This is a genomic window from Streptomyces sp. NBC_01314 (assembly GCF_041435215.1).
Classification (GTDB): Bacteria; Actinomycetota; Actinomycetes; order Streptomycetales; family Streptomycetaceae; genus Streptomyces.
The window spans coordinates 9,730,971-9,742,898 of the sequence record NZ_CP108394.1 but is presented as its reverse complement, the minus strand read 5'-3'; the positions used below and the strand labels follow the sequence as shown (position 1 = coordinate 9,742,898).

The 11,928-nt window shown below is 72.7% G+C and carries 8 protein-coding genes; all 8 read right to left on the bottom strand.

Annotated elements, in window-relative coordinates; translation table 11 throughout:
* Positions 1–2: 2 nt before the first annotated feature.
* Genes OG622_RS42890 through OG622_RS42855 form a run of 8 tightly spaced genes read right to left on the bottom strand, consistent with a single transcriptional unit; the run spans position 3 to position 11,924 of the window.
* Positions 3–2,213 carry a hypothetical protein gene (locus OG622_RS42890; protein ID WP_371582254.1) on the bottom strand — a complete coding sequence of 737 codons (2,211 nt, stop codon included), beginning with the start codon at positions 2,211–2,213 and terminating at the stop codon, positions 3–5.
* On the bottom strand, positions 2,213–6,016 hold the full coding sequence (locus tag OG622_RS42885) for a putative baseplate assembly protein (protein ID WP_371582252.1): 3,804 nt from the start codon (positions 6,014–6,016) through the stop codon (positions 2,213–2,215). The genes OG622_RS42890 and OG622_RS42885 overlap by 1 nt, the downstream gene beginning before the upstream one ends.
* Positions 6,013–9,108, bottom strand: coding sequence for a putative baseplate assembly protein (locus OG622_RS42880; RefSeq protein WP_371582250.1), 3,096 nt, complete (start codon positions 9,106–9,108; stop codon positions 6,013–6,015). The genes OG622_RS42885 and OG622_RS42880 overlap by 4 nt, the downstream gene beginning before the upstream one ends.
* The gene (locus tag OG622_RS42875; protein WP_371582248.1) at positions 9,105–9,497 is read right to left on the bottom strand and encodes a GPW/gp25 family protein; all 393 of its coding nucleotides are present in this window, start codon (positions 9,495–9,497) and stop codon (positions 9,105–9,107) included. The genes OG622_RS42880 and OG622_RS42875 overlap by 4 nt, the downstream gene beginning before the upstream one ends.
* Entirely contained in the window at positions 9,494–9,829 is a 336-nt protein-coding gene (locus tag OG622_RS42870; RefSeq protein ID WP_371582246.1) for a hypothetical protein, read from the bottom strand. The genes OG622_RS42875 and OG622_RS42870 overlap by 4 nt, the downstream gene beginning before the upstream one ends.
* Before the next feature lie 20 nt (positions 9,830–9,849).
* Positions 9,850–10,386, bottom strand: coding sequence for a phage baseplate assembly protein V (locus tag OG622_RS42865; protein ID WP_371582245.1), 537 nt, complete (start codon positions 10,384–10,386; stop codon positions 9,850–9,852).
* A 34-nt stretch (positions 10,387–10,420) separates the two neighbouring features.
* On the bottom strand, positions 10,421–11,560 hold the full coding sequence (locus OG622_RS42860) for a hypothetical protein (RefSeq protein ID WP_371582243.1): 1,140 nt from the start codon (positions 11,558–11,560) through the stop codon (positions 10,421–10,423).
* Positions 11,553–11,924, bottom strand: coding sequence for a hypothetical protein (locus OG622_RS42855; protein ID WP_371582241.1), 372 nt, complete (start codon positions 11,922–11,924; stop codon positions 11,553–11,555). The genes OG622_RS42860 and OG622_RS42855 overlap by 8 nt, the downstream gene beginning before the upstream one ends.
* Positions 11,925–11,928 lie beyond the last annotated feature (4 nt).

The following is an 11,928-nucleotide window of genomic DNA, read 5'->3' as shown; positions in this document are numbered from 1 at the left end:
GCTCACGTCACGAAGAAGATCCCGGCGTCGGTGCCCGCCGGCGTGTACTCGGCGAGCCTGGCCCGCAGGCCGTCCTCGCGCTGCGGCCGGTACAGGTCGTGGAAGGCGCCCATCTCGGCACCGTCGTCGGAACCGCGCCGGATCTCCTCGGCGCACCGGTCGGCCAACAGCCCGTACCAGGGCGTCCCGTAGCGCTCAGAGGTGAACAACGGCCGTATCCCGGTGGACTGTTCGGGCTGGCAGCGGTATCGGCGAGGCGTACGCGATCCGGCCGGCACGTACGAGTACCGCAGGCAGCCGATGCCGCGCCGGGCGACATGGAGCTTCCCAGTGAAGACGGAGTTCTCGGCGGTCTTCACCGCATGGGTGTGGACTTCGCCGATGACGGTCGTGCGGTGCAGGTGCAGTACGGCGTGGGCGTGGCGGCAGTCCGGTGCGGACAGGGCCTCGCAGTCGTTGCCGGTGGCGTCGAGGATGCTGTCGCGGAGGTGGATGTCCAGGGGCTCCTCGGACACCTCGTCGCCGATGACCTCGATGGTGCCGAGGATGCTGTGCTCGATCTGGAGGCATGCGGTGGTGCGTTCCAGGACGATGCTGGGCTCCTCGGGCGAGTGCGGCTCGCACTCGGGCTTCAGGGACCAGCCGGGTACGAGCGTGGAGTGCCGTACGACCACCGCGCCCATGGGCCCGGTGACGTTGATGCCGCGTCCGGCGACCAGCAGCCCGTCGAGGACGATGCGCGGCCGTTCGTGCGGGGCGCAGTCCTCGGACACCGCACGGATGTTGAGGGCGTCGGGCCGGTTGCTGTACCAGTCGAGGAGCCGGATCACCGGCCGGGTCCCCTCGGCCGCCCTGAGTTCGAGGCGGTCGCCGGGGTCTAGGTCGAAGTCCAACTGCTCCTGGTAGGCGCCGCTGTGGGTGATCTCGATGATGCCGGCGGGGCCGGTGCGGTCGGCCCTGCGGTCGTGCTGCCAGGCCCGGTAGGCGTCCATGATCTGGCGGTACGGCTGTCTGGGACCGACCCGGTAGACGTCGGCGTCGGGACGCGGTTCGCGGTCCGGGCGCTCGTACTCGCCGCCGCCCAGGTCCGCGCCGGACGCGTAGTGGTAGTCCACCCATACACCCTGCCGCGGCGCCGACCGCGACCCGAACGCGATCCGGCCCAGCTCGGGGTCGACGGCCACCTGGCCTCGCCTGGGCCGGTAGCGCCAGTCGGACAGGTCGGCGACCACGATGTCGGACGGCGGCACAGGCTGGTCCTCGCCGTCGCGCCGGATGACGAGGCTCTTGCCGGGGCCGTAGTAGTCGGCGAGCCGGTCGTGGAGTTGACGGCGGCCGATGAACGCCGGGACGTTGTCGCTGGTGGCGGTGGGGGTCCCCCCGCTCGAGCGTGGTCGAGAGTGGGGGAGTGTGGGCGACGGCTCCGGGAACGGCTTGGTGACCAGCGGGGTGTCGTTGCCCAGGATCGAGAAGGTGTACAGGTTGCGGGCGCGGTCGATGCAGTACGCCGGGGAAGACGTCAGCGAGTACGCCTTCAGTCGCCAGACGAACAGCGCGACCCCGGCCGGGGCCCAACCGCCCTGCCGGTGGCGGGAGTCGGCGCGGCGGACGTCGACCGTACGGGCCGTTGTACCGAAGGGGCCGCCCGCCAGGTCGAGGGCGGAGTTGTCGCGCAGGTCGACGCGGCGCCCCCGGTCGCCGCGCTGTCCGCTCCCATAGAGCTTCACCGGCTGGGTGTGGGCCACCTGCCGCGACAGCTCGGCGGCGCGCGCGGGCCAGCCCGCGACCTGCTCGGAGATCTCCTCCAGCAGATGCAGGGTGCCCTTGCGGCGCCGGTTGGCGACGGTGGCGGCCACGTCGCCGCGCGGGGCGATCGCCTCGGCGAGGGCGGCTCGGCCGCCGTCGTGCAGGCCGGTGGTGAGGACGCGTTCGTAGCCGGGCAGGGTGCGGTAGCCGACCAGGTCGCCGAGGTACGGCAGCACCCAGGGGGCCGCCGTCTCCACGAACAGGTCCTGGTAGCCCTGCTCAACGCCGTCGCGTACCCGGTCGAGCTGCTCGGCGATCACCGCGAGCAGCGCACGCAGCGGCTCGCCCTCCTCGGCGTCGCGCAGCAGATGCCAGCGGGGCAGCAGCGCGGCGAGTCCGTCGGGTTCCCTGGACGTCGTTGCCGGGGCCGCGGTGTCGAACTGGACATCCGCCGGGTTCGCAGACATCACTTGACCTCCGTCAGAATCAGGGTGTCCGCGGCCTTCGGCGACAGCAGCGCGAGCTGGGCCGGGCGGATACCGCGGAAGACGAACACCGAACGGCCCTTGGCCAGGCGCCGGGTGTCGGTGATGTCGGGGTTGAGGCGCAGGAGTTCGGCGAGCGGGATGGCGTACCGCGCGCAGATCTCGGAGAGCGTCTCGCCGTCCGCGGCGCGGACCGTGTGGACCTTTTCGTCGTACGTCGCCGGGTGCGCCGGCACCGATGCCCTCGGCGGGCCGGGGCGGGTGAGGGTCCCGGTGAGGTCCTCGGGCGTCACGGACGCGGGGACGCCGGTGAAGACGTCGACGTCCAGGTAGTCGACGCCGGGCACGGTGTGGGCCGTGGCCAGGATGTCGGAGAGGCGGGCGGGGCGGCCCAACTCCCGTCCGTCGTAGCCGAGTCGGCGGAGCAGTGCCTGGCGCAGGCGTGGCTCCACGATCTCCCAGGCGTGGTCGGGGGCGACCTTCACCTTGGCGGCGACGAGGAGCAGGACGAGCTCGCGCACGTCCACGCGGACCGGGAGGTTGATGTCCCCGTACTCGGTCAGGGCGCCACGCAGAGCCCGCAGGGTGGCTGATTCCTCACCGTCTCCGCCGATCGGGACGTCGTCGGTGCCCGCGACCGTCACATGCAGCACGCGCCGCCGTCCGTCAAAGAGTTCGCGTGCGGCGGCCCGGCCGATGCCGGCGCGGGAGCGGGCGAAGTCCTCGTAGTCGGCGGCGGAGACCAGCCGGTCCAGCGCGGAGACGGCGAGCGGGATCGTACGGCGGGTCAGGCCGGGGCCGTCCGCGTCCGAACCGCCCTTCGCCGGACGCGGGTTGGTGACCTGCGTGACACCGAGGGGGCGGGTGAGGGGCTGGGTGACGCGGTCGGCGGCGACGTTGGCGGCCTTGCCGGTGCCGAAGCGGTAGCTGGCGCGGATGTTCTCGTGGCCGCTGGGCAGCCGGGCGCCGTGGACGCCGTCGCCGAAGGTCACCGTCGTACGGCCGTCGGCGGTGGAGCCGGTGATATGGACGCGCTCGCTCGGGCCGCGTCCGGCGAGGCTGTCGACCTCGTGCCAGAGCACGCCGTCCACCCGGATCTCCAGCACCGGTGTGGCACCGAGGGGGTTGTCGTCGGCGAGCCAGGTGAGCGGGGACTGCCAGAGCGCGAACGTCTGGTTCGTGCGGTCCGAGTCACCGCTGCCGATGGCCTCCTCGCGGCTCTCGCCGTGGGTGGCCTCGACGACGTTGCCGAGGACGCGGACGGTCTCGCGCCGGTAGCGGTGGGCGAGGTCGGCGGTCAGGGTGAGGCGGGTGTGGACGTGGTCGCCGGGGAGCCGGGGGTCGACGGCCGGGTCGGCGGCGGCGATGGTGACGACCTCGGTGGCCTGGACGCCTGCCGTGCCCGGGATGTCGCTGCGTTCGCCGGTGACGACGAGGGTGCGGCCGGGCTGCAGTCCGTCGTACAGCTGGGCGAGTTCGATCTCGTTGCCGTGGACGTCCTCGCCGAGGGGTTCGTCGGCGAGGCGGAGCGGTTCGCCCGCCGCGTGCACGGTGGTGTCGCGGATGTGCGACAGCAGGACATCGAACTCGTCCAACCACGGTTCGGCCAGGGTGAGTTCGGTACCGCGCCCGGTGATGCCGTAGTTGCTGTACGCCGCCGTACGCGCCGCGGCGACCTGCGTGGTGACGAACGCGAGCTCGGCGTCGCCGGGGATGCCGCCCTGGGCGCCCTTGGCGGGGCGCTGGATCGCGACCCAGCTGCCGACCGTGATGCCGTCGTGGACGGTGTCCAGTTGGAGCACGCGGCGGTTGAGGAGCTCGGGCTTGCTGGCGATGACGATCTCGACGTTGGGCTCGGTGCTGCCCACCGTGTACCTGACGCTCACCTCGTACTCGCCGTGTGTGAACTGCTCGCTCGCGCCCGGCCGCAGGACGATCTGCTCCGACGTGCCGTTGTGGACACCGACCTGGACCAGGCCCTCGTCGTCCGGGCGCGACACGAAGAGGGTGCGCTCGGGCAGACCCGCCTGGAGGCGGGCGGTGACGCCCGGGTCCTGGGAGTCGGTCGGGCGCCGGTTCAGCCAGTTCAGGTCGCGGTCCTGGCCGTTGCGGACAGACAGCTCCACCTGGCCCGTGCCGAGCGGGAAGGTGATGGGCTGGGCGGGCGGCAGGTTCTCGGCGCGCTGGTCGGAGCTGCTGCCCTCGACGTACTGGAACTCCGCCCGGACCGGGACCTTGCCCGCCGGGTCGTACACGACGCGCATGGCGGCGAGCACGGCGCCGGTGAGCGGCCAGTCGGCGGTGCGGATCACGCGACCCCGGTCGTCCTGGACCGGCTTGAGCGGGGCCGTGGCGCCGAAGGGCGCCGCGGTGACCCGCATGGCCAGCAGCTCGCGCAGCGGCTGCGGGGTGCCGGGGGCGGCGGCCGTGCGCCAGGCCGGGTAGAGGCTGCCGGTGGTGGGCGCGAGAGCGGCCAGCAGGCGGGCGGTGTCGGTGCCCGGGCGCCGGGGGCCGAAGACACCGCGGGGCGTCGGGGTCGCCGCGCGCAGGGCGGGCAGAACGGCGCCCAGGGTCTGGAGGGCGGCCGCGCGGGGGTCGGCCACCGCGGCCTTGAGAGGCACCACTTCGGCGGCCTGCGCGGGCGCCAACTCCAGGGCCCGCTCGGCGAGTTCCGCGAGCACGGCCTCCAGCTGCTCGAACCAGGCCGCCACGTCCTCGTACGGCTCGGCCAGCACCTGCGCCTCGCCGAGCCGGGCGACGGGCTCCGCGAGCCGGGCCGCGAGCCGCTCGGGCGTCTTGACGGTGTCCAGGTCCTCCCGCAGCGGAGCGAGGACCTGGTCCTCGAAGTCCTCGATCAGCCGGCTGACCGGGCGGGGGTTGGGGACCTCGGGCGTGGGCGGCTCGTCGCCCGGCTCGCCCGGGACCTGGGGTTCGGCGGTCCAGCGGAGCACCTCGTCGACGAGCTCCTTCAGGGTCGGCGGCGCCGACTTCGGCAGGGAGATGGCCGTGATCTCGTCGTCCCGGTCGACGCGCGCTTTGGCGACCGGCAGCAACTTGCGTGCGCCGCCCGCCTGTTCGCCGAAGACGAAGAGCAACTGGTCGCCGGTCCGGAGGGAGTTCGCGGTGCCCTCGACGAAGAGTTCCGAGCGGCGTTCCAGGTCCGCGGGGGTGACGAGGGAGGGCCGGCGACGCCGTACCTTCAGCTCGTTCCAGTCCCAGCGGGCCGTCAGGTCACGGCTCGCCTCGAAGGTGAGGGACTGCTCGTCGGCGGAGGCGGGGACGCTGTGGCTGCGGGCGCCGCGCGGGATCAGCACCGGCAGGGCCTCGGCGCGCGGGTCGCGTTCCAGGGTGTACGCCAGCTGGGTGGTGGCGGCGACGCCGGGGCGCGGCCGGTGGCCGACGAGGCGGCCGAGCAGCACCAGGGAGCGGTGCTCGTTGGCGGTGCGGACGTATGCCTCGTCGGCGATGCGCTCGGAGTGGAAGGTGAGCAGGTCGCCCAGGACGGCGGTGGCGTCGAGGAAGCCGATCGCCGGATCGTCCGGGGTGCGGACGGTCAGGCCTCCCCCAGCCCCCGGCCGGGGGGACCCCCACTTCGCTTCGCTCAGCGCGGGATACGCCGGCGAGGCGAGCCGGTCGAGCAGGGCGGCCAGGAAGGAGCCGTACTCGCCGACGCGGTAGTCGAGGGCGGTGCGGCCGGGCGGGTTGTGCAGTGGGGCCGGGGCCAGACGCTCGTCGTGTCCGCCGCCGCAGGCGCACTCTTCGGTCAGGGAGTCGGTCGCGGTCATCGGGCACCTCCCAGGGATATAGCCAGCCGGCCGTTCTCCGGCCGGTCGGGGTCGTTGTCGCAGGTGGCTATCTCCAACGGGCCGAGCCGCAGCACGCCGTCCTCCTTCTCTCCTCGGTTCGGCTCGAACAGGCGCTGCAGCCGGGTGACTTGGACGCTCTCCACGCCGGGCACGGCCGCCGCGACGGCGACCAGCCGACTGAGCCGTACCGGTTCGCCGAAGGTCAGCGCGTCCGGGTGGAAGAAGCCCCGCCGGCCGCTGCCGAGGACGCGGTACAGCTCGGCCAGGATCTGCCCGTGCTGGTGACCGGGCTTGGCGCACACGGTCAGCGCGAGGTCCAGCGGGACCATGCGGGCGGGGCCGACGACGAGGTCGTGGCCGATGCGCCGGTACGTCTCCAGGGACTGGGCGACCGAGGCGAGCAGCTCGTCCGACGGGGCGCCGGTGCCGTACGCGTCGATCGCGAGGTGCGCCTCCTGGACGCTGCCGGTCCAGCGGATCGTGGCCGCCGCCCGCTGCACGCCGGGCAGGGCGGAGGCGAGGGCCGCGTAGTCCTCGGCGGTGACGGCGCGCAGGCGGGTGCGGCGCAGGTCGAGGGGGGCCAACTGACGTACCTGCTCGACGGGTTCGGGTTCGCTGCCGCCGGTGGCGGGCAGCGGGTTGCGGACGGTGGCCACCGGTGCCTCGCAATCGCCTTGCACGACAAGGTGGTTGATGGCTTCGGCGCCGACGTTGCCTGCGGTGCCGCCGCCGAGGCGGTAGCTCGCCGTGAGCCGGGAGCCCGGGGTGGGTTCGGCGCCGTGCCGTCCGTCGCCGAAGCGCAGGGTGAGGCGGCCGTCGTCGTCCAGTTCGCCGACGAAGTGGCGGTCGCGGGCGGCGCTGTCGAGCAGGTCGCGGCGTGGCTCCCAGGTCACGTCGTCGCCTTCGTGGAGGCGTACGGCGGGCAGGGCGCGGCGCGGGTCCTGGCCGAGGGCGTCGGTCGCGGAGCCGCGTAGAACCGGCTCGTCGGGGTGCAGTCCGGCCATGTGGGCCGGGCCCCAGCTGTGGGCGATCTCCCAGGCGATGTGCCCGTCGAGGACGGTGCCCGCGCGGGCACGTGCCGTGAGGACCTCGACGCGGCGCAGCTTGGCGTCGAGCAACTGGTCGCTGCGGTGCAGGAGTTCGCGCAGGGCCCGGACCGGGTGGCGGCGCAGCTCGATGCGTTCGAGCAACTTCAGGCCGTAGATCACGGCCAGTTCGGCGATCTCCGCCTCGCCGAGTCCGTCCCGGTCGCGGGCGCTGCGCCACAGTTCGACGAGCCGCTGCCGGACGCGGCCCGGGATGGCGGCGATCCGCTCGGCCTGTCCGGCGGCGACGGTCCCCGGGTCGGGGAACGGCACGGCCTGGACGACGGGCGTACGGCCGAGGACAGGGCGGAAGCGGGGCCGGATGCCCGGGTAGACGGACTGGGCGAGCAGGGTCCGCAGAGCAGAGGCCTGGGCGTAGGCCGTGCCGGGGACGACACGTTCGTGCCGCTGGCCGGCGCTTTCCAGGCCGAGTCCGGCTCTGGTGGTCGCTTCCTGCCCCGCCACCTGGAACAGCTCGCGGACGTCGTCGGGGGTGAGCGCCTTGCCCGATTCCGTCTTGTCCGTGAGGGAGTTGATGAGCCGTGCGGGGGCGTTGCCCTCGTCGCGGTCGTGGCAGCCGAAGTCGGGAGGGGCGCAGGGGGCGACTTCCGCGGGTACGGGCGGCGCGGTCAACGTCTCGGGGAGTCCGCCGAGGGTCCGGCCGTGGTCGACGAGGACGACATTGCCGCGGGCGATCGTCACGTCCTCGACGGGCAGGCAGTCGCGGCCGCCGCGGGTGGTGAGGCAGAGCGGGAAGCGCAGGGCGTCCTCGGTGGCCCAGGCGATCTCCAGGACCGGCTGGTCCTCGATGCGGTCGACGGCCGGGGTGACGGAGGTGAGACGGACGGCCTGCCGGTGGCTCGGGTCGGCGTCGCCGGGCGTGCCGGTGCGCGGGCCTCTGACCTCCTCCAGGACGAGTACGTCACCCGGCTTCAGGTCGAGTCGGCGATCCCGGCAGGTCTCCGGGTCGACCCACTGGTCGCGCAGGGTGGCGGAGGTGGCGGCCTTCGGCAGGGTGCGCACGTCGCCGCCCCAGGTCCACAGCCGGATCGCGTTGTGCGCGACGCGCAGCTCCAACGGGTCGGCGGAGACGACCGGTTCGAAGACCTCCACCGAGCCGCGCTCGTCGAGGTCGGCGAGGTCGTTCTCGTCGACGACCGTGCCGGGTTCGGGCCGGTCGTGCGGGTCGAGGGTGCGGACGTCGACGGAGGCGAAGCGGAAGGTGCCCGGGGTGAAGGTCTGGTCGCCGGCGGTCTGCACGGTGACGTAGACCCGGGCGGTGCAGCCGTCGTGCATCGCGTAGTCGATGAGCCGGACATGACGGCGTACGGAGATCCGGCGGCGCGCGGTGTCGAGGTAGGCCTCGGTGGCGACCGCGTCCTGCTGGTAGCTGATCCGGTCGCCGGTGTACGCGAGCAGCTCGACGAGGGTCATACCGAGGTCGGCGGGGTTGCGCTCGACCCAGTCGGGGGTGGTGAGCGCGAGCCGGTCGAGGAGCAGCTTGCGGATGGTGTCGTAGTCGCGGGCCGTGTAGTCGATGACGGGCGCGGCCGGGAAGCCCTCGGGCTCCCGCTCGTCGTCCTTGCAGTCGAAGGTCGTCGGGCAGTCGGGCCGGAAGGCGAAGCCGGCGCTGTGGTAGCGCTGGTCGAAGCCCCGGTACGGCTCGGTCCCGGGCCGCCCGTACGGGTCGGTCTCGACGAGGGAGAACCGGTAGCGGGAGGTGTCGCCGGCCTGGTCGAGGGTGACGTAGAGCCGGTCGTCGAGTTCCGGGTCCTCCTCCCGCTCGACGCTGACGTCGACGGCGGTGATGCCGGTGATACGGCGGCCGCCGTCGATGCGGACGTTCTCCGGGCAGATGCCGTGCGGGGCCTTGCCGAGGAAGGTGACGGTGAGCAGCAGCCCGTCGTCGCTCACCTCGACGGCGTCGACTCCGTTGAGCTGTGCGGCCCTCACCTTGGCGCGGCGGGGCGTCGTCGTGCTCGTCATGCCGTGGCCCTCCCTTCGAACACGTCGTCACGGCGGGTGCCGGTGGCACGGACGGCGTACGACAGGTACACGCGGACGACGTTGTCCTCACTGACCACGTCGAGGGCCTCCACGTCGATGAGGTCGCCGAGCCAGCGCTGGAGCGAGGCATGCACGGAGAGTTCCAGGGTGCTGATCAGCTCGGGGCCGGCCGGGGCGAAGACCAGGTCGAGGAGTCCGCAGCCGAAGTCGGGGCGCATCACGCGCTCGCCGGGGCTGGTGAAGAGGAGCTGCTCGATGAGGTCGTGGACGTGCTCGCCGTGGGTGGCGTGCGCAGTACGTCCCCGTCGGTCGGCGCGGAACGGGAACGCGACGTCGGAACGCGGGCGGGTGCTGGTGTGGCGGCTCATCGGACGGTGACCTTTCGCTGCGCGGCCTGGACGACGGGCGGGCCCTGCGGCACGAAGGCCGCGGTGAAGCACTGGGCCGCGGAGGTGTCGAGCAGCACGGGCGCGCCGTCGACGGTGATCCCGGAGCCGTCGGCGGCCCAACGGACCGTCACACACGGCGAGGGCGCGCCGTTCACGGTGTGCGGGCAGCCGGTGACCACGTAGCTGTGCGCTGCTGTGGCGACGGCGGCGCCCCCGGCCCGTACACCGCCGGTGGATGTGGTGGCGGCGCTGACGCGGCCGCCGTGCGGGCAGCCGATCAAGGCGTCGGCGTCGAGTAAACTCCCGGACAACTTGGTTCGTCCCCCGTTTTCTATCGCTTCGAGAGCACAGTCAACTGGCCCTCGTTGATGGTCACTTCACGTCCGCGCAGGACGACCTCGGCGCCCGCGCCGGTCGCGATGACCACCGCTTCTCTGGTGATACGGATGTACGCGCCGCCCTGGGCTTGGAGCAGAATCCCCTGCTCGGCGCCGGGCGTGTCGTTCATGACGAGCTTGTGCGCCTGCGGCGTCTGCACGACGACGGGCTTGTTGGGCGAGTTGGCCTGGAGTTCGCGGCGCGCGTCGGGCGGAAGCTCCTCGGCGGCGCCGTACCAGCACCCGGTCCACACCGGAAAGCTGGGATCCCCCTGCTCGAACTCCACCCACACGCCGGCCCCCGGTGACGGCACCACGAACTGCCCCGACTGCGGCCCGGTGAACGGCAGGCAGGGCAGCGCCCACGTCGACGGCTCGTCGCCGAGGACGTCCGGGACATCGACGGTGATACGGCCGATGCGCAGCGGGTCGTCGTTGCTGACGACCCGGCCGCGGAACTTGCCGAGGTAGCGATTGCTGGGTGCCGCCATGCTGAACTGCTCCTGGTGGTCGGTGACGTGGCCCTTATGGCCGTACGAAGTCGCTGCGGGCCTCGAGACCCTCTCGGGAGAGGGTGAAGTTCTGCTGGAACGAGCCCGGGCGCAGGTTGTGCGTGACGGACTTGACGTAGTAGTCGCCGTCGTACGCCCGTCCCGCGCCGCGTACGCCGACGAGCTGGCGCGGCTGCAGGATGTAGCCGTGCCGGTTGACGTCGAGCGAACCGGAGCCGGAGACGACGTCGGCGGACACGGCGGCCCGGGCGAGCAGCTCGGCCTCAGCCTGCTCGCGCTGCTGCTTGGCGGTGCCGGCGAGGGTCCTGCGCTTCAGCGCCGGGGTGGGCCGCTTGCCGAGCGGAGGCCGCAGCGGACTGATCGACGGCTGGGGCAGCAGGGCCGACTGCCGGGTCCCCGGATCCTGCCAACGGGCCTGCGGTTCCTCCCGCGCGGTCCCGTCGTAAGCGAACGTCAGCTGGTCGACAGTGGAGTTGGCGTCCATGTTGACGTTGAGGGCGTGCTGACGGATGCCGAGACGGACTTCCGGTCCCCAACGGGCGGAGGACTGGCCGGGGTTGGGGCCAGGCTCCAGGTAGAAGGTGTAGCCGTTGGCGCGGGCGAGCTCGGTGACGTACTGGAGGTCGGTGCCGGTCTGGTAGTGCACACGCAGATCCTGATGCGGCGGCTGGGCCACTTTCTCGGTGTAGACGTCGGGCCGGATGCCGTAGTCGGAGTAGCGGCGCAGGATGCTGAGCACCCGCTCGGAGGGCGGCAGGTTGGGGTAACGGGCGGTGCGCTCCTCCAGGTCCATGAGGAGGGTGAGGTCTTCCCCGGTGACGGTGAGGGTGGAGTGACCGGGCTGGTTGCTGGCGCCGACCTCGTGGCGGACGATCAGGCCGTCGAAGAGCACGTCGGGGGTGCCCTTGACGGCGACGGTGACGATGATCCGCGTCTTGGGATCGAAGAACCCCTCGGGCAGGAGCCGCCGGCTGATGAGCCCGTTCTTGGTCAGGTCGAAGGCGAGCTGGAAGCCGCTCCGCTCCCCCGCCGTGGCGGTGATCTGCGCGGACAGCAGCGCCTCGGTGACCTCGGCCGGGACGGGCCGGGCGAGCTTGGGCCCCATGTGGAGCGTGATGTGAACGGGGCCCTGCCCCACGGGCAGATCAAACACGCCGGTCTCCCCTGCCACCGGAGAACCCGCCGCCGAGCGGAATGTCGACGACGCGCCCGGCCTCGTCCGTCAACTCCCGAGGGTCGAGTACGGGGTTGACGTCGGCGATCTGCCACCACTGGCCGGGGTCGCCGAAGTAGCGCTGCCCGAGCAGGTCGGGGCGCTCGCCGGCGCCGACGGTGTGGGGCTGGGTCTCCTGCTCGTCCAGTGGGGGCAGCAACCGGCGCTTGGTGTACCGCACTTCGGTCCCGTCGGGCTGCCGGTGGATGCCGATCTCGGCGTCGTGGTAGCGGCTGGTGCGGGGGTACGGGTGAGCTCCGGGAATCGCGTCCAGGGCGTTCTCGTACGGCTCGATGTCGGCCATGGTG